Raw genomic sequence first — 23,128 nt, forward strand, 5'->3', positions numbered from 1 at the left:
CGAGCCCATGAAACCGGCACCGTTCGCCTACGTCCGCCCGACGAGCCTCGACGACGCACTCGCCGAGCTCGCAGGCCGCGACGCCAAGGTGCTCGCGGGCGGGCAGTCGCTGGTGCCGGTGCTCGCGATGCGCCTGGGCAGGCCCGCCACGCTCGTCGACATCACTGCGGTCGCCGGCCTGGACCGGATCAGCGTCGGCAGCGGTGCCGTCCACATCGGAGCGGCGGTCCGGCAGCGCGCCGTGGAACGGTCCGAGCACGCTCGTGCCGTACCTCTGCTCGGGATGGCGCTCCCCTTCGTCGGGCACCGGGAGCTGCGCAGCCGCGGCACGGTCTGCGGAAGTCTCGCCCACGCCGACCCGGCGGCGGAGCTACCCGCCGTGGCCTGCTGCCTCGATGCCGTGCTGGAGATCGCCGGCCCCGGAGGCCGGCGCACCGTCGCGGCCGGGGAGTTCTTCGCCGGGGCGATGACCACCGCCCTGGCTCCCGACGAGGTCCTCCTCGCCGTCCGGTTCCCGGTGGCCGCACCGGGGGAGGGGTACGGCTTCGGCGAGATCGCCCGCCGGCACGGCGACTTCGCGCTGGCCGGGGTGGCCACGCGGGTGCACCGCGGTGACGACGGCACTCTGCTCGCCGCCCGGCTCACGGCGTTCGGGGTGTCCGACCGCCCGGTGACCAGGGACGTCACCGACCTCGTCCGGGCCACCGACGGGGCGGAGCAGCCGCTGCGGGACGCGATCGCCGAGCTCGCCGCCGAGCTGGTCGACACCGCGGGTGACGCGCACGGCTCACCGGGCTACCGGCGCCGGCTGCTGACGGTGTTGGCCGCCCGTGAGCTGTCCCGCCCGCACCGCACCGCCGCGCCGGACCGTCCCGCGGACGAGCGGCCCGACCGGACAGAGCTGTCGCCCGACCGTGCCGGCCGGCCCGCGGGCGCAGGTGTGGCCGCACGAGCGCAGGCCCGGGTGGAGGCGCAGGAGCTCGTGGCTGTGACGCTGCGGGTGAACGGGAGTGAGGTCACCGTCCGCGTGCCCCCACGGATGCATCTCGCCGACGCGCTGCGCGAGCACCTCGGCCTCACCGGCACCCATCTGGGCTGCGAGCACGGCGTCTGCGGAATGTGCACGGTGCTCGTCGACGGCACCGCGGCCAGGGCCTGCCTGCTGTTCGCGGTCCAGTGCGACGGTGCCGAGGTCGTGACGGTCGAAGGGCTCGGCAGCGCCGACGAGCAGCACCCGCTCCAGCAGGCGTTCTCCGCACACCACGCGTTGCAGTGCGGCTTCTGCACCCCGGGGATGCTCATGAGCTCCTACGACCTGCTTGCCGGCGGGCCGGTCACCCCTGAGGAACTTCCCGGGCAGATGTCAGGTGTGCTGTGCCGCTGCACCGGCTACCGCGGCATCCTCGCCGCCGTGGCCGACGTCGCCGAAGCGCATCCCAGGGGCGTGCCGGAGCCGATGAACTGCGTCGCTCGGCCGCTGGTGGGGCGCGGCGGGGGAGCGGGCGAGGGCTTCGCCGCCGGACGCGAGCCCGCCGCACCCGGCGACGGGGACAGGCGCGAGGTCTCGGCCGTCACCGACCTGTCCGTCCCGGCCGGGGCCCCGACCGCCTCGGTCGAGGTGACCAGCGAACTCACCGCCCCGGTCGACGCCGTGTGGGCAGTGCTCGCCGACGTCGAGCGCATGGTCGCCTGTCTCCCCGGCGCCGAGCTCACCGAGGTGCTCGGCGGGGACCGGTACCGGGGCCGGGCCGGTGTGGCCCTCGGCCCGGTGAAGCTCTCGTTCGCAGGCCTCGCGCAGATCATCGACCGCGATCCGGCCGATCACCGGCTGCGCATGATCGGCCAGGGCTCCGACGCGGGCGGTAGCGCCACGCAAGCCGACATCCGGCTACGGGCCGAGCCCGGGCCGGGTGGCGGCACCGTGCTCCGGGCGGACGCCGATCTCTACCTGTCCGGGCGCATCGCCCAGTTCGGGCGTGCCCTCGCCGGCGACGTCAGCAGGCGGCTCTTCGAGCAGTTCGCGAGATCGGTGGACGCCGCTGCCACGGGACGGGAGGCGCCCGCGGCACGGCGCGCGTCCTCGCTCCGGCTCGCGATCGGCGCGCTCCTCGCCGCCGTGCGACGACGCATCACAGCGCGCCGCAGGCACTGAGCCGCCGGTTCACACGTGGGTGAGTTGCGGGTGCTCGGGCCGGGACCGCCTCAGCGGGCCATCGGCTCCGCGGTGATCAGCGCGTCCTTGGGAGCCCGGCGAGCGCCGAGCCAGCCCAGCAGCACGGCGGCCGCGTCCTCGGCGAACGCCCCCGGCTTGTCGGAGCCGAACCGGTGCGCGGCGCTGGCTCGCAGCCGCGATCCGAGCACCGAGGTCGCCACGGCGGAGACCAGCCCGACGAGCGTGGGCAGCATCGCGTCGGCGCGGTCGCGATGCGCCATCGCCGCCGCGGACGTGGCACCCAGTGCCAGCCGGGACACCAGTCCGGGAGGGGCGAGGCGGCTCGGCGCGCCCGGCAGCTTGTCGGCCACAAGCTCGGCGGCCGCCGCCACGGTGGTGGCCGCGGTGCCGGTGCGTCCGCCCAGCCGGGAGGCCACGGCTCCGTGGTCGCCGCGGCCGGAGGTGAGGGCGATCGCGGTGATGCCTGCGGTGCTGCGGGATCCGGTGGCTGCGCCGAGCGCTGCGGCCCGCAGGATCGTCCCTGGGCTGCTGTGGGGCACCGCCTCGCGACCCTCGGCCACCCGAGAGACGGCGACAAGCGTGGCGTGCGTGGTGAACCCGTAGACGAGGTGCGGGACGACGTCGGCGACCCAGTCGGTGACACTCCAGCTACGGGGATCACTGATGCGCAGGGCCGCGACCGGGCCGTCGGCGGCCACCATGGCCGCGACGCCCAGGAGGGGCCCGCCGACGGCCGTGGGCATGCGCAGGCCCGCCGAGCGCAGCACGCCGGCGATGCCACCGAGCGTCACGCCGGTGACGGTGCCGGCGAGCGGTCCGAGTGCGGAGAGCCGCCGGGCCTGCTCCCGACGGTTGCCCGGCAGCTCCAGCCCGGCTGCCTCGGCGAGCGCGGCCACCACCTGCTGTGGCGCGTCGCTCGCCGCCCGGCCACGGACAACCATGTCCAGATAGGTGGTGGCGTTGTGGGCCGTCGTCCCGGCGGCACCCGCGGCCGCGCCCCGTGCGAGGCCTGCCCAACTCGCGCTCACGACGGCGCCCCGCCCGACGCGGCGGCGAGCGAGCCCAGCAGCCGGTCGACGAACTCGACCTGGCCGGGCACGAGCTTGCGCCGCGCCGTCTCGGTGTCGAACCACGCGGCGCGGTCGATCTCCGGGAACTCCCGGAGCGTGCCGGAGCGCGGCGGCCACTCGAGCTCGAACGTGCCGGGCGTGATGGCGTCGGCGTCGAAGTCGGCCTGCCGGGCGAACACGGTGATGAGCTTCCCCGCGCGCTGCCGGACGGTGCCCAGCTCGACCTGCGGGCCGAGCGGAGGCGGTGATCCCAGCTCCTCGGTGAACTCCCGCTCGGCGGCGGCGCGCGGATCCTCGTCGGGGCCGTGCTCGCCCTTCGGGACGGACCACGCACCGTCGTCCTTGCGAGCCCAGTAGGGGCCACCCATGTGTCCGAGCAGGACCTCGACGCCGTCGGCGGCATCCGGCCGGAACAGCAACAGACCTGCGCTCAGTGTCGCCATCTCAGTGCCATCTCCGTGGCCGTGCCCGCGTCATCTCCGTGCCGCCATCCCTCGCGTCCGGGCGCTGTAACAGCGGCCGTCTCACAACCGATACGCAGCGCAGCATGGCAGACGTGGCGAAGGGAGGAACCCTGACGCGCGACGGTACGGCCGTACGAGGTGCGCGTTACCCCCTGATGGGTCTCCGGCAGCGCTGAACGGACCGACACCGGTAGGCCAGTTGTACCAGGCAAACTGCGCATAACGGGCCAATCGTTATAACTACGCGATTGTCAGGTAACGCCTCCGTAACGCAAGATCGACATGGTGCGTCGGCACGGTATGGACGGGCGGGAAGGAGGGGGCCTCGAGGTGGATGACGAGGACGTTCCGCAGCCGCCGTCGATCGAGCTCACCGGCGCGCGGTTCGGCGGCCGGGCGCGGCGGCGCAAGTCGAAGCGTCGAGGATCCCGCAACCTCTCCGGTGCCGAGGTGGACACCGCTGTGATGGCGGTGGTCTCCGGCGAGGAGCCCCCCGGCGGGTTCGACCGTGCGCCAGATGCCGGATTCGTCGTGTATTCTTCTGCGCCCGTAGTGCACACCGGTGCGCGCTCCGTGGACGCTCCGCACGACCTCCGCGAGAGCACCCAAACCGACACTGAACTCGAGGAGCGACCGATCAACGGTCCATCGGCCGGTTCTGACCCGGCAGGCGCTGACCCCGCATCCACATACCCCTACTACTCTGCGGAGTCGCCGCTGAGCGGCTTCGGGGCGGAGGCGGGAGCGGTCGAGGGCCCCACGTCGTTCGTCCGGCCTTACGTGCTGACGCGCGGCCGCACCCGCTCGCAGTACGAACTCTCGATCGAGACGCTGGTCTCGGCCGTGCCGATGGCCGCCAGTGGCCCCGCGGCTGCCGAGCACGAGGCTGTCATCTCGTTGTGCCAGGAGCCGCGTTCGGTGGCGGAGGTGGCGGCGCTGCTCGGGGTGCCTCTCGGGGTGGCCCGCGTGATCCTCGGCGACCTCGTTGCCGCCGGTGCCGTGGCGGTGCACCGCACGGCCGGTGTCGCCGGTCCCGACCTGGCGCTGATGGAGCGGGTGCTCGCCGGACTGCGCCGACTCTGACTCGATCGCCGAGCTTCCTTCAGCCGGCCTGCCCGGCCCTCTCGGGGGTCGATGCAGGCCGGCTGTTGTCGTCTCAGGCTTGCGGCTGGTCGGTCTGCTTGCGGCGGCCACCGCGCTGCATGTTGCCGGTGGTGATGCGCCTGCCGGGGTCGACGAGCCGCTTCCACTTGGCCTGCGCGGCCTGCCGGCTGCCGAGCTGCGCCTGGACGGCGTCGGCGACCTGGGCCCATGTCAGCCCGTCCTGGCGCAGCTTGCGGATGAGGTCGCGCTCGTATCGGTCGGCCACCCGGTGCATCTCGTGCACGATCGCGTACCAGGCCGCGGCCGCGTCGCGGGTGAGTGGCCCCTCCTTGCTGCGTTGCTTGAGCGTTTCGAGCTCCTCGGTGAGCGAGCGGGCCGTCTGCGTGATGCTCGGCTCAGCGCGTTCGAGCCAGCGGTGCGCCTCCTCGTACTTCATTGGTCAATGATACATTGACGCCAGCAAATCGGCAATGATCGGTTGACCAGGAGCGAAGCCGACATCGTGAACGACAACGAGGAGCAGGGCAGGCCTCAGTTGCCGCCGAGCGGCTCCACGGCGGTGATCCAGACGACGGGGGAGCCGTCCTCGTCGGACGCCGCCAGGTCGACCTCCGCGGTGATGGCCCAGTCGCGGTCGCCCGCAGGGTCGTCGAGCACCTGCCGGACGAGCCAGCGCTCCGGCTCCTCGGTGATGGTGATCATGAGTGGTCCGCGGGCGTCGGGACCGGTGCCGATGTCGGCGTGCTCGGCGAAGTAGGGATCCAGCGCGGTGCGCCAGGCCTCGGCGGTCCAGCCGGCGTCGGCGTCGAGCTCGCCGAGGAGGTCCCAGCGCCGCAGCGCGGCCAGCTCGACGCGGCGGAACATCGCGTTGCGCACCAGCACCCGGAACGCCCTGGCGTTGCGGGTGACCCCGGCGGGGCCGTCGTCGAGCGACGGAGGAGCGGGCTCCTCCCCGGTGCCCTCGCCTGCGGCGAGGGCCTCCCACTCGTCGAGCAGGCTGGAGTCGACCTGGCGGACCAGCTCGCCGAGCCACTCCTCGACGTCGGTGAGCTCCTCGGTCTTCGCCTCGTCCGGCACGGTCTGGCGCAGCGCACGGTAGGCGTCGGCGAGGTAGCGCAGCACGAGACCCTCGGAGCGGGCGAGCTGGTAGTGCGAGACGTACTCGACGAACGTCATCGACCGCTCGAACATGTCGCGGGCGACGGACTTGGGGGACAGGCGCGCGTCCTCCACCCACGGGGCGCCACGGCGGTAGGTCTCCAGGGCCGCGTGGAGGAGCTCGTCGAGGGGTTTCGGGTAGGTGACATCCTCGAGCAGCGTCATGCGCTCCTCGTACTCGATGCCGTCGGCCTTCATCGCCGCGACGGCCTCGCCGCGGGCCTTGTTCTGCTGGGCGTACAGCACCGCGCGCGGGTCGTCGAGGGTCGCCTCGACCACCGACAGCACGTCCATGGGGTAGCTCGGCGACTCCCGGTCGAGCAGCTCGATCGCGGCCAGCGCGAACGGGGAGAGCGGCTGGTTCAGGGCGAAGTCGAGCTGGAGGTCGCCGACCAGACGCACGCGGCGGCCCTCGGCGTCGGGCTCGGGCAGGTCCTCGACGACGCCCGCGGCCCGCAGCGCCCGGTAGATCGCGATGGCGCGCAGGATGTGCTTGCGCTGACGGGCCCGCGGCTCGTGGTTGTCCTCGAGCAGGTGCCGCATCGCGGCGAAGGCGTCGCCGGGCCGCGAGATCACGTTCAGCAGCATCGCGTGGGTGACGACGAAGTGGCTGGTCAGCGGCTCGGGCTGGGCGTTCTGCAGCTTCTCGAAGCTGGTCTGGGACCAGCCGACGAAGCCTTCGGGTGGCTGCTTGCGCACGATCCGGCGGCGCTTCTTCACGTCGTCGCCCGCGCGGGCGATCAGCCGGGCGTTCTCCACCTCGTGGTCGGGCGCTTCGGCGACCACGGTGCCGACGGTGTCGTACCCGGCGCGTCCGGCCCGGCCGGCGATCTGGTGGAACTCCCGCGCCTTGAGCGGACGGGTACGTTGCCCGTCGTACTTCGACAGTGCGGTGAAGAGCACTGTGCGGATCGGCACGTTGATTCCGACGCCGAGCGTGTCGGTGCCGCAGATGACCTTCAGCAGCCCGGCCTGCGCGAGTGTCTCCACGAGCCGGCGGTAGCGGGGGAGCATGCCGGCGTGGTGCACCCCGATGCCGTGGCGCACCAGGCGGGAGAGCGTCTTCCCGAACCCGGCGGTGAACCGGAACCGCCCGATGAGGTCGGCGATCGCCTGCTTGTCGTCCTTGGAGGTGACGTTGACGCTCATCAGCGCCTGCGCGCGCTCCACGGCGGACGCCTGGGTGAAGTGCACGACGTAGACGGGTGCCTCGTGCGTCTGGAGCAGCTCGCTGATCGTCTCGTGCAGCGGGGTGAGGACGTAGCGGAAGTGCAGCGGCACGGGCCGCTCGACGGAGGTGATCACCGCCGTCTCCCGGCCGGTGCGGCGGGTGAGGTCGTCGCGGAAGAACGAGACGTCGCCGAGCGTGGCGCTCATCAGCAGGAACTGCGCCTGCGGCAGCTCGATCAACGGCACCTGCCACGCCCATCCGCGGTCGGGGTCGGCGTAGAAGTGGAACTCGTCCATCACCACCGAGCCCACGTCGGCGTCGCGGCCGCCGCGCAGGGCGATGTTGGCGAGGATCTCCGCGGTGCAGCAGATGATCGGGGCCTTCTCGTTGACCGCGGCGTCGCCGGTGAGCATCCCGACCTTGTCGGCCCCGAACACCTCGATGAGCGCGAAGAACTTCTCGCTCACGAGCGCCTTGATCGGCGCGGTGTAGAACGTGCGCTCCCCGCGGGCCAGCGCCGCGGCGTGTGCTCCCACCGCCACCAGCGACTTCCCGGAGCCGGTGGGGGTGGAGAGGATGACGTTGCTGCCGGTGACCAGCTCCAGCAGCGCCTCCTCCTGCGCCGCGTAGAGCGACAGCCCCTGCTCCTCGAACGCCCAGTCGGTGAACGCCTCGACGAGCGCGTCGGGGTCGTCTGGCGTCGGGGGGAGCCGGTCGGTGAGCGTCATGATGCCTCGATCGTCCCTCGTCCGGCCGACCGTGTGGTCGCCGGGGCCCGCGAACGTCGGCGGCGCCGGGGGCGTGGATCCGTACGGTAACCGTTAGCGTATGCCCCGTGACAGGGCGGCCCAGATCGGACGATCTGCCCGATCTCGTCCCGCCCATGCAGCCGGCCACGGTGTCGGGGGACCCGCCGTCCGGCCCCGACTGGGTCGTCGAGGTGGCCTGGACGGGCCACCGGTGCATCGCCTACGTGCAGCCGGGCAGGCGGGTCCGGCTGCTCAGCGGGGGCAACAACTCGATGAGCGCCGCCTATCCGGAGCTCACCGAACCGCTGCTGCGCCGCTCGCCGCCGGGCGGCATGGTGCTCGACGGCACGCTCGTCGCGCGGGGAGAGGAGCACGCGCCACGACCCCGCCTGCTCAAGCGGCGCAGTGCCCGCAACCGCCCGTCGGACGAGACGATCCGGCGGATCCCGGTGGACTTCCAGGTGGCCGACCTGCTCTGGCTCGACGGGCACAGCACCACCGACCTGCACTACGCCGATCGGCGCGCGCTGCTCGACGGCCTCGGGTTCGCCAGCCCGCCGGTCTGGACCACATCGCCGCTGCCTGCCACCGAGCTGGACACGATGCTGGCCATCGCCGACCAGAAGGGTGCCGAGGGGCTGCACGCGCGTCATCTGCGGGGCCGGTACCACCCCGGTGGGCGCTCCCGCTTCTGGATCCGTGTGCCGGTCCGGCGGATGCGCCAGGTGTGCGTCGGCGGGTGGACGCCGGCCGACCCCCGGCGTCCCGACTCCGTCGGCACGCTGCTGCTCGGCGTGCCGAGCGGTGCGTCGCGCGAGGTGCCGAGCGCACTGCACTACGTCGGGCGGGTGGGGGTGTCGCTGGAGCAGCGCCGCCAGCTCGCCGCCGCGCTCGTGGCGCGCCGGGTGCCGGTCTCGCCCTTCGTCGGGGACGTGCCTGCCGACGCCGCCCGCCACGCGAGCTGGGCGGTGCCCGAGCTGGTGGGGCTCGTGGAGTTCACGGGCTGGATCGGCGGCGACCGGATGCGGCGGCCGCAGTGGCGAGGCCTGCTGGTGCCCGCGGCCGTGCGGGAGACGGCGTGGGCGCGGCCACCGGAGCCGACCCCGGACACCGCGGCGCCGCCGCCGGACCGCCCGCCTGCCCCGAGCAGGCGTGGCTCCGGCGCATCGCCCGCGTCGCAGTCGCGCGAGCTCGACCCAGCTCCCGTGACGCCGCCGCCCGGGGAGAACAGACGGCTCGAGCAGCACTTCGTCTACAACTCGCTCAACACCATCGCCGCGCTGATCCGCACCGACCCGTCACGGGCCCGCGAGCTTCTGTTCGGCTTCGCCGACCTGTCCCGTGCCAATGATCGGGACGGGACGAGCACTCTCGGTCAGGAGCTGGACGCGGTGCGCGGCTATCTGCAGCTCGAGCAGGCGAGGTTCGGGGCGCGGCTGCAGGTCGAGATGGACGTCGAGGGCGGGCTCGAACCGGTGCCGGTGACCGCGATGCAGGTGCTCCACGTCGTGCGCAGGGCGGTACAGGAGGAGATTGAACCGCTCCCCAACGGCGGGACACTCTCGGTGGTCGCACGCAGGACGCCTCCGGGCTGCGCGATCACCGTCACCGCCGGTGCCGGAACTCCGACGATGTTGCTGCTCACAGCCGTACCTGACCGAGTGGGTGACCAGGGCGTGCGCCCCCGAAGGTGATCATGGGCTTCTGTACCGTTGTTTCATGCTCGGCCTCCCTGATGGCACGCGCGCGTGCCTCTTCGATCTCGACGGTGTCCTGACCGACACCGCCAGCGTGCACGCCGCCGCGTGGAAGCAGATGTTCGACGACTATCTGCGAGCCCGCGCGGAACGCGACGGCACCCCGTTCCAGCCCTTCGACGTCAAGGCCGACTACGGCCCCTACGTCGACGGAAAGCCGCGGCTGGCGGGCACCGACGCGTTTCTCCGCTCACGTGGGATCGAGCTACCGGAGGGTGGGCCCGGTGACCCGCCTGACGCCGAGACGATCTACGCGCTGGCCACCAAGAAGAACGACCTCGTCCAGGAGAAGATCACCACCGTCGGGGTGACCGTCTACCCCGGGTCGGTCCAGTACCTGCACGCCGTGAAGGACGCGGGCCTGGCCACGGCATGCGTGTCGTCCTCGGCCAACGCTGCACAGGTGCTCGACGTGGCAGGGCTGAGCTACCTCATCGACCACCGCGTCGACGGCGTCACGGCCCGTGAGCGCGGCCTGCCGGGCAAGCCGGCACCCGACACGTTCCTCGCCGCGGCGGCCGATCTGGACGTCGACAAGTCGCAGGCCGTCGTCTTCGAGGACGCGCTGGCCGGGGTGGCATCGGGGAAGGCGGGCGGGTTCGCCTTCGTCGTGGGGGTCGACCGCGTGGGGCACGCCGACGCCTTGCGCGCGAACGGAGCGGACACGGTGGTCACCGACCTCGCACAACTGCTGGAGGAGCAGCGATGAGCCCTGACACCGCACGGCCCTTCACCGTGGAGCCATGGGTCGTCCGTGAGCCGAGACTCGATCTCGACACCATCGGCCAGGTCGAATCGGTGTTCGCGCTGTCGAACGGCCACATCGGGTTGCGGGGCAACCTCGACGAGGGGGAGCCCAACGCCTGGCCGGGCACCTACCTCAACTCGTTCTACGAGCGCCGGCCCCTGCCGTACGCCGAGGGTGGCTACGGCTACCCCGAATCCGGCCAGACGATCATCAACGTCACCAATGGCAAGCTGATCCGGCTGCTCGTCGAGGACGAGCCGTTCGACCTGCGCTACGGCGAGCTGCGCCGTCACGAGCGGGTGCTCGACCTGCGCGCCGGCACGCTCACCCGCGAGGTGGAGTGGGCGTCGCCCGCCGGCCGGGTGGTCGCCGTGCGCAGCACGCGGATGGTCTCGCTCACCCAGCGGGCCGTCGCCGCGATCTGTTACGAGGTCGAGGTGCTCGACGCGCCGGCGCTGCTCGTCGTGCAGTCGGAGCTGGTGGCCAACGAACAGATGCCGGCCCGCAACGACGACGACCCGCGCGTCGAGGCCGCGCTGACCGACCCGCTGGTCGCCGAGCAGTACCGCGCCGACGAGGCGGGCGCGATCCTGATCCACCACACCCGCCGGTCCGCCCTGCGGGTGGCGGCGGCGATGGACCACGAGGTCCACGGGCCCGACGGCGTGAGCGTCAGCTCGGAGGCCAGCGACGACATCGGGCGCACCACGGTGATCACCCGGCTGCAGCCGGGGCAGAAGCTGCGGATCATCAAGTACCTGGCGTACGGCTGGTCGGCCCGGCGCTCGCAGCCGGCGTTGCACGACCAGGTGCGCGCGGCGCTGGCCGCGGCCCGCTACACGGGCTGGGAGGGCCTGCTGGCGGAGCAGCGCCAGTACCTCGACGACTTCTGGGAGACCGCCGACGTCGAGATCGACGGTGACGCGGAGCTGCAGCAGGCCGTGCGGGTGGCGGTCTTCCACGTGCTGCAGGCCGGTGCCCGGGCGGAGCGACGGGCGATCGGGGCCAAGGGCCTGACCGGCGAGGGCTACGACGGCCACACCTTCTGGGACACCGAGACCTTCTGCCTGCCGGTGCTCTCGCACCTCGCGCCGGAGGCTGCCGCTGACGCGCTGCGGTGGCGGCAGTCGATCCTCCCGATGGCGTACGAGCGCGCCGAGCAGCTGGGGCTCTCCGGAGCGGCGTTCCCCTGGCGGACGATCCGCGGGCACGAGTGCTCGGGCTACTGGCCCGCCGGCACCGCGGCGTTCCACATCAACGCCGACATCGCCGACGCGGTGCGCCGGCACGTCGCCGCCACGGGCGATGTCGACTTCGAGCGTGAGGTCGGGCTGGAGCTGCTGGTGGCCACCGCGCGGTTGTGGCGCTCGCTGGGGCACCACGACTCCGCCGGACAGTTCCGGATCGACGGCGTGACGGGCCCGGACGAGTACACGGCCATCGTCGACAACAACGTCTACACGAACCTCATGGCCCAGCAGAACCTGCGGGTCGCCGCCGACACGGCCGCGCGGCACTCGCGTGCGGCGGGGCGGCTGGGCGTCAACGCCGAGGAGATGGCGAGCTGGCGCGACGCCGCCAAGTCGATGCGCATCCCCTACGACGAGGTGCTGGGCGTCCACCCGCAGTCGGAGGGCTTCACCAACCACCAGGGCTGGGACTTCGAGAACACCCCACCGGAGAAGTACCCGCTGCTGCTGCACGTGCCCTACTTCGACCTGTACCGCAAGCAGGTCTCGAAGCAGGCCGACCTGGTGCTGGCGATCCAGCTGCGACCGGACGCGTTCACCACGGAGCAGATGCAGCGCAACTTCGCCTACTACGAGGCCATCACGGTGCGCGACTCGTCGCTGTCGGCCTGCACCCAGGCCGTCGTCGCGGCGTGGACGGGGCACCTGGACCTGGCATACGACTACCTCGCCGAGGCCGCGCTGGTCGACCTGAACAACCTTGCAGGCAACACCGAGCACGGCGTGCACATCGCGTCGATGGCGGGCACCTGGACGGCCGTCGTCTCCGGGTTCGGCGGGATGCGGCTCGACAACGGCGGCATCGCGTTCGCCCCGCAGCTGCCGCCTGCGCTGTCGCGCATCTCGTTCGGCCTGAAGTGGCAGGGCCGGCAGCTGCGCGTGGAGATCCGGCCCGGTGAGGCCGAGTACCGGCTCGTCAGCGGGCCTCCGATGCGGCTGCGCCACCACGGCGAGCCGCTGGCCCTCGCCGACGCCCCGCAGGTGCGACCGATCGTGCCGTGTGAGCCCGTCGAGCCGGTCGAGCAGCCCTACGGTCGCGCTCCCAACGCCCGCCACCCCGGGAGCTGACCCCCGCAGAACCCGCTGAGCTGGTCGTCTCCACCATCGGGCGGACCGCCCGTGGTGGAGGCGTACCGGCTCGGCGGGGTGGGTATGCGAGTCCACTGATGCTTCCCGGACCCGGCGGAAGGACGAATGTGGACCTCGACCGTGCCCGCACGCTCCTCACCACCGAGCTGGCCGAACTCGCCGAGCGCGAACGGTTCGCCCAGTCGAGCCTGGCGCAGGCGTCGGCCGACATGGTCGGCGAGGAAGGCTCCCTGGGCCAGCATCCGGCCGACTACGGCTCCGAGGTGAACAGCACGATGGAGGCCGAGCTGAGCGTCGGCACCATCGCCGAGCAGCGCCGCCGGCTGATCGACGCCGTCGAGCGGATCGACGCGGGAACCTACGGCCGCTGCGCCGTCTGCGACCACCAGATCGACGACGAGCGGCTGGAGGCCCGGCCGGAGGCGGCGACCTGCCGGGCGCACGCGGACAGCCCTGTGGTCACCTGACGGGCGGTCCCGCGTGGTTCGGTGGGTAGGGGGCCGTTCGGGCGGGTAGTGAGCCCAGTGTGAGTGAGGTCCCACTCGGGCTGGTCCGCGTCGATCCCGAGACACCCGGCATGACCCGACGCCGCCGTGGGCGCGGGTGGAGCTACTACGACGCTGCCGGTAGCCCGCTCGCCGACCCCGCGGAGATCGCCCGGATCAGGGCCTTGGTCATCCCTCCCGCCTGGCAGGACGTGTGGATCTCCTCGGACCCGGATGGGCACATCCAGGCTGTGGGCGTCGATGCGGCGGGCCGGCGCCAGTACCGCTACCACGAGGAATGGCGGCGTCTGCGGGACCAGGAGAAGTACGACCGGGTCCTCGGCCTGGGGAGGCGGTTGCCCGACGTGCGGATCGAGCTGCTGGACCGGCTGGCGGAGAAGGGCCTCGGGCGGGACCGCGTGCTGGCTGCCGGCGTGCGGATGCTCGACATCGGGGTCTTCCGGTCGGGCGGCGAGGAGTATGCCCCCGGGGACGACGACGAGGACGGCACCTTCGGGCTGGCGACGCTGCGGCGCGAGCACGTCCAGCTCAAGCGCGGCGCCGTCCTGTTCTCCTACCCGGCCAAGGGCGGGATCCCGCGCACCATCGCGCTGCGGGACCCACTGCTGCACAAGGTCGTCAACTCGTTGCTGCGCCGCCGCGGCGGCGGGGAGGACCTGCTCGTCTACCGCGTGGGCCGGGACTGGCACGACGTGCGGGCCGAGGACCTGAACACGGCGGTGAAGGAGCTGATGGGGGAGCAGCACACCTGCAAGGACCTGCGCACCTGGAACGCCACAGTGCTGGCCGCCGTCACGTTGGCGGCGGGCGTGGCACAGGGCGGCGTCCCGGAGAAGGAGCGGGCGCGGGGGCGCGTGGTGAACCGGGCGATCAAGGAGGTGGCGGAGCACCTCGGCAACACCCCGGCAGTCGCCCGTAGCTCCTACGTCGACCCGCGGGTGCTCGAGCGTTTCGAGGAGGGGCGCACCGTGCTGCCGGCGCTGCGCAGGATGAACGGATCCTCGCCGGTCCCCGACCTGACCGACGACGCGATCCGGGCGACGGTCGAGCGGGCCGTGGTGCGCCTGATCGGCTCCTGACGCCCACGTCCGCGCCGCAGGGTCAGCTCTCCTTCTTCAGTGCACCCGGCTTGTGCACCGCGTCTCCGCCACTCTTCTCGCTGCGGACCTTGTACTGGGGGTCGTCGCGCGAGGCCCGGACGGTGCGTCCGGCGGCCTCCGTGTCCTCGGTGATCTTCTCCTCGACCTCGCCCTCTGCGGTGCCTCCATGGCTCTTCCAGGAGACGCGGTCGCCCTTCTTGAACTCGGCCATGCCGGTGCTTACCCGCCACCGGGGCCGGGTACGCGAACCGCAGAGGTTCACATCAGTGAGAACGAGGAAGGAACACATGACCGGCAGGCTGAACGGCAAGCGCATCGCCATCCTGGCCACCGACGGCGTGGAGCAGGTGGAGCTCGAGCAGCCCCGCGAAGCGGTGAACCGGGAGGGCGCGCAGACGGAGATCCTCTCGCTGTCCGAGGGCGAGATCCAGGCGATGAACCACGACATCGAGCCTGCTGACACCTTCACCGCGGACAAGGCGGTGAAGGAGGCATCCGCGGCGGACTACGACGCCCTCATCCTGCCCGGCGGCACGGTCAACGCCGACCGCCTGCGGATGGATCCTGACGTCGTCGGCTTCGTGCAGGAGATCTTCCGTGCCGGGAAACCGGTGGGAGTGATCTGTCACGGGCCGTGGACGCTGGTCGAGGCCGACCTCGTGCGCGGCCGGACGCTCACGTCGTACCCGAGCCTGCGCACCGACATCCGCAACGCGGGCGGCACGGTGGTCGACGAGGAGGTCGTCACCGACCACGGTCTGGTGTCGAGCCGCAACCCGGGTGACCTGCAGGCGTTCTGCGCGAAGATCGTCGAGGAGTTCGCGGAGGGTGCACACCAGGTGCAGGCGAGCGGAGCGACGGCCGGCTGACCGGGCAACCGGGGGCCCGGGAAGGCTCTCGACGGACGACTCGCGTCCTGTGACCCGGGTACCCTCCCAGCATGAAGGGCCCGGACCGCGGTATGCCGGAAGCCGGGCAGGAACGCCCCGGCGAGGGCCCCTTGCAGCGGGCCGACCGCAACATGATCGAGCTGCTGCAAGAGCTGCGGGTGGCGCAGACAGGCGTGCAGATCCTCTTCGCGTTCCTGCTGTCGCTGTCGTTCACGGACCGGTTCGCGAGGCTCGACGAGATGCAGCGGTGGACCTACATCGTCACCTTGCTGCTCTCGGTCATCACCGCCGGGCTCCTGGTCGCGCCTGCCGCCGCCCACCGCATGACGTTCCGCCGCGGGGTGAAGCAGCAGACGGTGCAGCTCGGCCACAGGCTCTTCACTACCGGACTGGCCACGCTGGCGCTCACACTCACGGGGTCGGTGCTGCTCGTGCTCGACGTGGCGACCAGCGACGAGATCGCGGTGCCGGTCGCGAGCGCGGTCGGGGTGATCCTGCTCGGGTTGTGGTTCGTGCTCCCGCTGCGGCTCCTGCGGCAGCCGCGCAACGGCGGCACTGTCGCCCGGCAGGACGAGGAACGCACGCCGGCTCGAACCTAGCCGCCGCCGCGGCTACGCGTCGTCCTCCGTGATCCGCCTGCGCATCTGCGCCAGCGTCTGGGACAGCAGCCGCGACACGTGCATCTGGGAGATCCCGACGCGGTCGGCGATCTGGGTCTGCGTGAGGTTGCCGAAGAAGCGCAGCAGCAGGATCGTCCGCTCCCGCTCGGGGAGCTCTTCCAGGAGCGGGGCGAGGGCCTCCCTGTACTCCACCTTCTCGAGTTCCGTGTCGGCGCTGCCGAGCGTGTCGGTCAGAGTGGTGTCGGCGCCTGCCACGAGCTCGTCCAGAGAGGTGCTGCGGTAGGCCTGCTGGGCGTCCAGGCCCTCGACGACCTCCGCGGGTGGGATGCCGATACGCATCGCGATCTCGCTGGGCCGCGGAGCCCGGCCCAGTTCCTGGGACAGGGGGCCGATGGCCGAGTTGATGGCGCTCTGCAGGTCCTTGAGGCGCCGCGGCACCCGCATCGACCAGGTCCGGTCGCGGAAGTGCCGCCGGATCTCGCCGGTGATGGTGGGTACGGCGTAGGAGAGGAAGTCGACGCCGCGGTTCGGCTCGAACCGATCCACCGCGTTCAGCAGGCCGACGGTGCCGGCCTGCTCGAGGTCGTCGACCGGCTCGCCGCGCCCGGCGAAGCGCCGGGCGATGTGCCGCGCCACCGGCAGGTAACCTGTCACGAGCTTCTGGCGCAGCCCGGCTCGGCCAGGATCGTCCGGCGGCAGGGACGCGAACTCGGCGAACAACGGCGCCAAGTGGGCGTAGTCGGATTCGCGGGAGGAGTCAGACACGGCGCACCGGGCACCTGGGGCAGGGATCGGGTCGCACCGTGTGAGCTACCCGCGAGCAGTCGGGAGAAAACGCTCGCGCTGGTACGTTCGTAAGCTGCCATTCCGTCCGTCCGCTTCGCGAAGGTGAATTGCCGGTGTCGAACAGCACGTCCCACGCTCGCAGCGGCAGCGACGCCCCGGCGGGTGACACACCGACGGGGGACCCCCGTACCAGCGACAGCGCCTCCGCCGACGTTCTCCCCACCGGCGACGACGGAATCGAGTACGAGCGCCGCTACGTCGGAATGCTCTACGAGCGTCTCGACGCCCGTCGTGCCGACACGGCGCGGCGGCTCGAGTCCGTGCTGCACGACGAGACGGTGGGCACCCCGCAGGCACTCACCGAACGGGACGCTGCCGCGGCGATGTACACCGACCGCCTCGCGGCGCTGCGTGCCGCGGAGCACGGGCTCGCCTTCGGCCGGCTCGACACCGACGAGGGCGAGCGCCGCTACGTCGGGCGACTCGGGCTGCTCGACGAGGAGAACGAGTACGAACCGCTCCTGATGGACTGGCGTGCGCCTGCCGCGCGGCCCTTTTACACCGCCACGGCGGCCTCGCCCGAGGGCATCCGGCGCCGCCGCCACCTGCGTACCCGCCGTCGCGAGGTCACGGCCGTCGACGACGAGGTGCTGGACCTGGACGACGCCACGGCCGCGTCGCAGGCGGGCGGCCTGACCAGTGAGGCCGCGCTGCTCGCCGCGGTCGGTGCGCGCCGTACCGGGCGCATGGGCGACATCGTCGCCACCATCCAGTCGGAGCAGGACGCGATCATCCGCTCGAAGCCCAGCGGAGTTCTCGTGGTGCAGGGCGGCCCGGGCACGGGCAAGACGGCGGTGGCGCTGCACCGCGCCGCCTACCTGCTCTACACGCACCGCGACCGGCTGGCCCGCCGCGGCGTGCTGGTGGTCGGGCCGAACCCGACCTTCCTGAGCTACATCGGGCAGGTCCTTCCGTCGCTGGGTGAGACCGCGGTGGTGCTCGGCACCGTCGGGCAGCTGCACCCCGGCCTCGATGCTCGGCGTGCGGAGTCTCCGCTCACTGCTGCGGTCAAGGGCCGAGCCGAGATGGCGGCCGTGATCTCTGCGGCTGTCCGCGACCGTCAGCAGGTGCCCCGGCGGCCCATCGAGCTCGTCGTGGAGCAGCAGCGGGTGCGGCTGGATCGGGACGTCGCCAACGCTGCGCGCACGCGCGCCCGGCGCTCGCGGCGGCCCCATAACGAGGCGAAGCGGATCTTTCACAAGGAGGCCGTGCGGCTGCTGGCCGACCAGGTGGCGCGCACGCTCGGCGGCCGCGGCCTGCTCGATTCCGGCGACCTGTCCGACATCCGGGAAGAGCTCACGGAGAGCAGAGAGCTCACCCGTGAGCTCGATGCGCTGTGGCCGACGCTCTCGGCCGAACAACTGCTCACCGACCTGTTCTCCTCCCCGAAGCGGCTCAACACGGTGGCCCGGCGGCTCCCGGCCGCCGACCGGGAGCTGCTGCTGCGCGACGCCCCCGGCGACGACGTCGCGGCCAACCTGCGCTGGACGCCCGCCGACGTCCCACTGCTCGACGAGGCCGCCGAGCTGCTCGGCGACGACGGTGCTGAGGCGGCGGCACGGGAGGCCGCTGCGCTGCGCGAAGAGGTGCTGTACGCCCAGGGCGTGCTCGATGTGCTCGACCTGGAGGAGGATCTCGACCCCGAGCTGCTGCGCGCCACCGACGTCGTCGACGCCGACCGGCTGGCCGAGCGCCAGGCCGTGCGCCGCTACGACTCCACCGCCGACCGGGCCGCGGCCGACCGCGAGTGGACCTACGGCCACGTGATCGTGGACGAGGCGCAGGAGCTCTCGCCGATGGCCTGGCGGCTGGTCATGCGCCGCTGCCCCACCCGCTCGATGACCATCGTGGGGGACATCGCGCAGACCGGCGACCTGTCGGGCGCGGCGTCCTGGGGCGAGGTGCTCTCGCCGTTCGTGGCCGCCCGGTGGCGGCTCGAACAGCTCACCGTCAACTACCGCACGCCATCGGAGATCGCGGACGTCGCCGACGACGTGCTCGCCGCGATCGAGTCGGGGCTCGCCGCGCCGCGCTCGGTGCGCAGCACGGGTGTCCCCCCGCGCGCGGTGCGCGTCGACCTCGTCCCGGGCCCCGACGGCGTCCGCACGGCCACGGCGCTGGAGGACACCGTCGCGAAGGTGCTGGCCGAGGAGACCGGGGCGGTGGGTGACGGCCGCACCGCGGTGCTCGCCCCGGCCGCGCGGGTCGCCGCGCTGCGGGAGCGCCTGCTGGGAACGGACGACCCCGAAGCCGACGGCGCCGAGGTGGACGTCGACCTCACCGCGCCCGTGGTGGTGCTCCCGGTCACCGCCGCGAAGGGCCTCGAGTTCGACGCCGTCGTGGTGGTGGAACCTGCCGAGCTCCTGGCCGAGTCGGTGCGCGGTGCGAACGATCTCTACGTGGCGCTCACCCGCTCCACCCAGCGGCTGGCGGTCGTGCACGCGGAGCCGCTGCCGGCGATGCTGCACCGGTTGCACCAGGCCTGAACTGCTACCGAGATGTCCGCTAGTGCATCGCACTTTCAGTGCGGTGGTGATGGCGGACGCGGGGGGTTCGCGCAGCGGGCGAGTGTGCCCGAGAGCGGATGGTGCTGTTGCTCGATGTAGTGCCGCAGGATGCTGGGTGGTGCACCGCTGAGCGAGGACCACAAGCGCTGCGCACGCCAGTAGTGCCGCGCGAGGTCGGGGAACTCGTGGCGCAGACGGCGCGAGGAGACGCCTTTGAGGCTGTTGACCAGCTTCGAGATGGCGACCTTGGGCGGGAAGTTGACCAGGCCGGTGAACTCGACCAGCTCGATCTCCAAGTTGTCGCAGACAGCCCGCGTGATCTTTTCCAGCCGGGTGCGGTGTCGCTCGCTGAACACCCGGCCGGTACTTCGTGACGAAAACCAAGTGCGCGTGCAGCAGGAAAGAGCAGTGTCTGTCAGTGCGGATACGGTGATCGGGTGCAGCTCCGGTACGCCTACCGCCTTAATCCGACACCGGATCAGCGGATCGCCCTCGCGAAGGCGTTCGGGTGCGCACGAGTGGTGTTCAACGACGCCGTCGCCGCACGCCGAGCAGCACATCTCGCAGGGGGTCCATACCCGACTGACGCGGCATTGTCGAAGGCGCTTACCGCCGCGAAGCGGACTCCCGAGCGGCCGTGGCTTGCCGAGGTGTCCGCAGTGGTGCTGCAGCAGGCGTTGGCCGATGCGAACACCGCCTACCGAAACTTCTTCGCCTCCCTCACCGGGAAACGGAAGGGACGCAAGCTGGGCGCACCCCGGTTCAGGTCGAAACGAGACAGGGCACAGTCGATCCGGTTCACCAAGGCCGCCCGGTTCCGAGTGACCCCCGCCGGTTGTCTAAGACTCCCCGGTATCGGCGACGTCCCCGTCCGCTGGTCCCGCGAGCTGCCGGCCGACGCCTCGAGCGTGACCGTGACCGTGGATGCCTCGGACCGGTACCACGCCTCGTTCGTGGTAGAGGTCGACGACCAGCTACTCCCGCCGGCCGGGCGGCAGGTGGGGATCGACCTCGGGTTGACCCATTTCGCGGTGCTCTCCGATGGCCGCAAGGTCGACAACCCGCGTATCGCACGCAAGGCCGCGGCGAAGCTCCGGCGGGCACAACAAGAACTGTCCCGCCGTCAGAAGGGGTCGGCTAACCGCGGCAAGTCGGTACGCAAGGTCGCGCGCTGCCATGCCCGGGTCGGGGATACCCGTAGGGACTGGCTCCACAAGCTGTCGACCACGATCGTCCGCGAAAACCAAGCGGTCTATGTGGAAGACCTCGCCGTGTCCGGCCTTGCCCGCACACGGCTCGCTCGCTCGGTGAACGACGCCGGGTGGTCCACGTTCGTCGGCATGCTGGCGTACAAGGCGGCACGTCACGGGCGAACGTTCGCCAAGGTCGACCGCTGGTTGCCCTCCACCCGTGCATGCTCGACGTGCGGGGCCATCGGCGAGGCCAAGCCCCTGCACGTGCGTGAATGGGTCTGCCCCTGCGGTGCTGTGCACGACCGGGACATCAACGCAGCAATCAACATCCTGGCCGCCGGACGGGCGGACAGGCCAACGCCTGTGGAGACGACGTCAGACCTCGGCTTGCCGGGGCAGTTGTCCGCGAAGCAGGAACCCACCGGGAGCGCCGCATGAGCAGCGCAGACCGGAATCCCCGCCCATCAGAGCGGGGAGGACGTCAAAGGGGAGTCACGTACGCACCCGAGATGCCGCCGTCGACCAGGAACGTCGAGGCCGTGATGAAGGAGGCGTCGTCGCTGGCGAGGAACGCCACCGCGCCGGCGATCTCCTCGGGCCGGGCGAAGCGGCCCATCGGGATGTGCACCAGCCGCCGCTGCGCGCGCTCGGGGTCGGCGGCGAAGAGCTCCTGCAGCAGCGGGGTGTCCACCGGGCCGGGGCAGAGCGCGTTGACCCGGATGCCCTCCCGGGCGAACTGCACGCCCAGCTCGCGCGACATGGCGAGCACTCCGCCCTTGGACGCGGTGTAGGAGATCTGCGACGTGGCAGCTCCCAGCACCGCCACGAACGACGCCGTGTTGATGATCGAGCCGCGTCCGGCGCGCTGCATGTGCGGGATCGCGGCCCGGCAGCACAGGTACACCGACGTCAGGTTGACCTCCTGGACGCGTTGCCACGCCTCGAGGCCCGTGGTGAGGATCGAGTCGTCCTCCGGCGGGGAGATGCCGGCGTTGTTGAAGGCGACGTCCACGCTGCCGTAGTGCTCCGCCGCCGCCGCGAACAGCGCCTGCACCTGTTCCTCGGAGGTGACGTCGGTGCGCACGAACAGGCCGTTGACCTCGTCGGCGACCGCCTGCCCCTGTCCCGTGTCGATGTCGGCGACGACGACGTTCGCACCCTCCTGCGCCAGCCTGCGGGCCGTCGCCAGCCCGATACCGCTGCCGCCGCCCGTGACGACCGCCGTGCGTCCCGCGAACCGCTCGATCATGAGACCGGACACTAGCCTGGCGCTTTCCCGCCGGTGTGATCACGAGAGCCGCGGAGCGGTCGTAGGGGGCTCCTGAGCTGGGACGAGCGGCGTTGTCGCGCGAACCTGTCGGCCTACGCCCGGGGTGGTGGCTGGCGGGTTTCGATGTGTCGTTTCAAACTCGCGACGTTGGCCGGCATTTCCTTCTGGGCTTGGCGGCGGACGACGAGCGGGACGAGGAGCTTGCCGATGCCGTGCCCCTCGAAGTCGACTGTGATGGTCAGCCGGGAACGGGTCTCGGTCAGTGGATCCACTGTGAGATCGACCGTGGCGCGGATGGGGCCGTCGATGCCACGCACACCCCACGTCCTCGGTGGGTCGATATGGGTCAGTTCGGAAGTCACGGCCCGGTCGGCTCCGCCGATGCGTCGGGTGGTCAGGCACCTGATGCCTGTTTGCGGAGGGCCGGGATGGTCCATGCGAGCGTCGATGACGCCTGCCTGCCACTCCCTGAACCGAGTCGGGTCGGTGGCGTAGGCGAAGACCTCGGCGGCGGGGCGGTCCACTTCCGCAGAGGCGATGATCGGGGACATTCAGCTCTCCGGTTCGAACAGGGCGGCGTAGCGGGCCAGGTACAGCGGCCATCCGTGGTCTCCGTCGACGCCTTCACCGACCGACTGCCATCCGGGTCCGTGTCGGTCGAGGTGGCGGTGCTCCAGCTCGATACGGGTGCGGTTCGGACCCTCCGGGACGAACCGGACCTCGACCTCGCTGGTCAGTTCCGGGTCGGTCTCGACCTGCCACTGCGGGCTGATGTCCCAACTGAACACCAAGCGCTCCGGCGGCTCGTAGTCCAGGATCCGCGCCCAGTGGCACTCACTGCCGTCGATCGCACGGTCGTAGATGTGTCCACCGACTCGCGGCTCGAACACCGTCTCGGTGATCGCAGCTGCGAGCAGGTTGTGTTCTGGTGGCTTGAAGTCGCCGAAACGTTTGGTGAACGCCGTGAAGGCCTGCGTGATCTCCGCGTTGACCACGACCTGCCTGCGGACAACAGCGGCCTCAGTTCGGGTCATGGACTCTCCTCTGTCGCTTGTTCGGCAACATCCACGTAGCTGGCGAGAGCTCGCTGCCAGAAGGTGTCGAGCTGATCTCGCAACGCGGCCATCGCCGTCGGATTGAGCCGGTAGATCCGTCGTGTACCGACCGCGCGCTCGCTCACCAGGCCGGCGTCCTTGAGGATCTTCAGGTGTTGGGAGACCGCAGACCTGGTGACCGGCAGCTCGGCAGCGATCTGCCCCACCGCCTGCGGGCCCTCAGCGAGGCGGCTCACAATGGCACGCCGCGTGCCGTCCGCCAACGCGCTCCACCCGTCAACTGCTCGGTCAGGACTCACTAACGGTTAGCGTTCACTAATAAAGCTGTGGGTGTCAAGGGTTCAGCGTGAACTGGACGTCGCGCCTCGCCCACCCCGCCAACTCGCCAAAGATCCGGTCTAGTGCGGG

At 71.6% G+C, this 23,128-nt stretch carries 21 protein-coding genes and 1 pseudogene; 11 read left to right on the forward strand and 11 right to left on the reverse strand.

The annotated features are described in order from the left end of the window. Positions 1–7 precede the first annotated feature (7 nt). Positions 8–2,152 (forward strand): FAD binding domain-containing protein, encoded by a 2,145-nt coding sequence (locus tag MMF94_RS07785; RefSeq protein WP_241035613.1) that lies wholly within the window; start codon positions 8–10, stop codon positions 2,150–2,152. 50 nt (positions 2,153–2,202) lie between these two features. Here the strand turns inward: MMF94_RS07785 and MMF94_RS07790 are convergent, their stop codons facing one another. Next, on the reverse strand, positions 2,203–3,201 hold the full coding sequence (locus MMF94_RS07790) for a hypothetical protein (RefSeq protein ID WP_241035614.1): 999 nt from the start codon (positions 3,199–3,201) through the stop codon (positions 2,203–2,205). Continuing rightward, complete coding sequence (locus tag MMF94_RS07795; RefSeq protein ID WP_241035615.1) at positions 3,198–3,686, reverse strand: NUDIX hydrolase; 489 nt, start codon at positions 3,684–3,686, stop codon at positions 3,198–3,200. The genes MMF94_RS07790 and MMF94_RS07795 overlap by 4 nt, the downstream gene beginning before the upstream one ends. Positions 3,687–4,037: 351 nt before the next feature. Here MMF94_RS07795 and MMF94_RS07800 point away from each other — a divergent pair, with 351 nt between their 5' ends. Next, positions 4,038–4,790: a DUF742 domain-containing protein gene (locus tag MMF94_RS07800; protein ID WP_241035616.1), complete on the forward strand. Its 753-nt coding sequence runs from the start codon at positions 4,038–4,040 to the stop codon at positions 4,788–4,790. A gap of 73 nt (positions 4,791–4,863) precedes the next feature. Here the strand turns inward: MMF94_RS07800 and MMF94_RS07805 are convergent, their stop codons facing one another. Continuing rightward, complete coding sequence (locus MMF94_RS07805) at positions 4,864–5,247, reverse strand: hypothetical protein (RefSeq protein ID WP_241035617.1); 384 nt, start codon at positions 5,245–5,247, stop codon at positions 4,864–4,866. A 95-nt stretch (positions 5,248–5,342) separates the two neighbouring features. Then, positions 5,343–7,868 carry a DEAD/DEAH box helicase gene (locus MMF94_RS07810; protein WP_241035618.1) on the reverse strand — a complete coding sequence of 842 codons (2,526 nt, stop codon included), beginning with the start codon at positions 7,866–7,868 and terminating at the stop codon, positions 5,343–5,345. A gap of 107 nt (positions 7,869–7,975) precedes the next feature. On the opposite strand from MMF94_RS07810, the gene MMF94_RS07815 reads away from it, so the two are divergent. The 5 genes from MMF94_RS07815 (at position 7,976) to MMF94_RS07835 (ending at position 14,318) form a co-directional block, all read left to right on the forward strand. Further along, positions 7,976–9,583, forward strand: coding sequence for an ATP-dependent DNA ligase (locus MMF94_RS07815; RefSeq protein WP_241035619.1), 1,608 nt, complete (start codon positions 7,976–7,978; stop codon positions 9,581–9,583). Between the two features lie 25 nt (positions 9,584–9,608). Continuing rightward, positions 9,609–10,355: a beta-phosphoglucomutase family hydrolase gene (locus tag MMF94_RS07820; protein WP_241035620.1), complete on the forward strand. Its 747-nt coding sequence runs from the start codon at positions 9,609–9,611 to the stop codon at positions 10,353–10,355. Next, positions 10,352–12,712: a glycoside hydrolase family 65 protein gene (locus MMF94_RS07825; RefSeq protein WP_241035621.1), complete on the forward strand. Its 2,361-nt coding sequence runs from the start codon at positions 10,352–10,354 to the stop codon at positions 12,710–12,712. The genes MMF94_RS07820 and MMF94_RS07825 overlap by 4 nt, the downstream gene beginning before the upstream one ends. Before the next feature lie 128 nt (positions 12,713–12,840). Then, complete coding sequence (locus tag MMF94_RS07830) at positions 12,841–13,200, forward strand: TraR/DksA family transcriptional regulator (RefSeq protein WP_241035622.1); 360 nt, start codon at positions 12,841–12,843, stop codon at positions 13,198–13,200. A 59-nt stretch (positions 13,201–13,259) separates the two neighbouring features. Further along, on the forward strand, positions 13,260–14,318 hold the full coding sequence (locus tag MMF94_RS07835; protein ID WP_241035623.1) for a DNA topoisomerase IB: 1,059 nt from the start codon (positions 13,260–13,262) through the stop codon (positions 14,316–14,318). A 22-nt stretch (positions 14,319–14,340) separates the two neighbouring features. Here MMF94_RS07835 and MMF94_RS07840 read toward each other — a convergent pair whose 3' ends face one another. Then, positions 14,341–14,550: a hypervirulence associated TUDOR domain-containing protein gene (locus MMF94_RS07840; protein WP_241035624.1), complete on the reverse strand. Its 210-nt coding sequence runs from the start codon at positions 14,548–14,550 to the stop codon at positions 14,341–14,343. 76 nt (positions 14,551–14,626) lie between these two features. Between MMF94_RS07840 and MMF94_RS07845 the strand changes: the two genes are divergently transcribed. Together MMF94_RS07845 and MMF94_RS07850 are read left to right on the forward strand one after the other, a co-directional pair. Further along, positions 14,627–15,208 (forward strand): type 1 glutamine amidotransferase domain-containing protein, encoded by a 582-nt coding sequence (locus MMF94_RS07845; protein WP_241035625.1) that lies wholly within the window; start codon positions 14,627–14,629, stop codon positions 15,206–15,208. Between the two features lie 71 nt (positions 15,209–15,279). Continuing rightward, positions 15,280–15,828, forward strand: coding sequence for a DUF6328 family protein (locus MMF94_RS07850; protein ID WP_241035626.1), 549 nt, complete (start codon positions 15,280–15,282; stop codon positions 15,826–15,828). Positions 15,829–15,840: 12 nt separating this feature from the next. On the opposite strand, the gene MMF94_RS07855 is transcribed toward MMF94_RS07850, so the two are convergent. Further along, a complete protein-coding gene (locus MMF94_RS07855; RefSeq protein WP_241035627.1) occupies positions 15,841–16,614 on the reverse strand; it encodes an RNA polymerase sigma factor SigF in 774 nt (257 codons plus the stop codon). A gap of 284 nt (positions 16,615–16,898) precedes the next feature. Here MMF94_RS07855 and MMF94_RS07860 point away from each other — a divergent pair, with 284 nt between their 5' ends. Beyond that, on the forward strand, positions 16,899–19,181 hold the full coding sequence (locus tag MMF94_RS07860; protein ID WP_241035744.1) for a HelD family protein: 2,283 nt from the start codon (positions 16,899–16,901) through the stop codon (positions 19,179–19,181). 35 nt (positions 19,182–19,216) lie between these two features. Here MMF94_RS07860 and tnpA read toward each other — a convergent pair. Then, positions 19,217–19,628, reverse strand: a pseudogene (gene tnpA / locus MMF94_RS07865) (IS200/IS605 family transposase). An 11-nt stretch (positions 19,629–19,639) separates the two neighbouring features. Here tnpA and MMF94_RS07870 point away from each other — a divergent pair. Continuing rightward, a complete protein-coding gene (locus tag MMF94_RS07870; protein ID WP_241035628.1) occupies positions 19,640–20,833 on the forward strand; it encodes an RNA-guided endonuclease InsQ/TnpB family protein in 1,194 nt (397 codons plus the stop codon). 43 nt (positions 20,834–20,876) lie between these two features. On the opposite strand, the gene MMF94_RS07875 is transcribed toward MMF94_RS07870, so the two are convergent. From MMF94_RS07875 to MMF94_RS07890, 4 genes are all read right to left on the reverse strand, one after another. Next, positions 20,877–21,644 carry a 3-oxoacyl-ACP reductase gene (locus MMF94_RS07875; protein ID WP_241035629.1) on the reverse strand — a complete coding sequence of 256 codons (768 nt, stop codon included), beginning with the start codon at positions 21,642–21,644 and terminating at the stop codon, positions 20,877–20,879. 113 nt (positions 21,645–21,757) lie between these two features. After that, positions 21,758–22,216, reverse strand: a complete 459-nt coding sequence (locus MMF94_RS07880; RefSeq protein ID WP_241035630.1) for an SRPBCC family protein — start codon at positions 22,214–22,216, stop codon at positions 21,758–21,760. Beyond that, positions 22,217–22,699, reverse strand: a complete 483-nt coding sequence (locus MMF94_RS07885) for an SRPBCC family protein (protein WP_241035631.1) — start codon at positions 22,697–22,699, stop codon at positions 22,217–22,219. Further along, the gene (locus MMF94_RS07890) at positions 22,696–22,983 is read right to left on the reverse strand and encodes an ArsR/SmtB family transcription factor (protein ID WP_338104174.1); all 288 of its coding nucleotides are present in this window, start codon (positions 22,981–22,983) and stop codon (positions 22,696–22,698) included. The genes MMF94_RS07885 and MMF94_RS07890 overlap by 4 nt, the downstream gene beginning before the upstream one ends. Positions 22,984–23,128: the final 145 nt, after the last annotated feature.

It is taken from the genome of Pseudonocardia alaniniphila, from assembly GCF_022524485.1.
GTDB lineage: Bacteria > Actinomycetota > Actinomycetes > Mycobacteriales > Pseudonocardiaceae > Pseudonocardia > Pseudonocardia alaniniphila.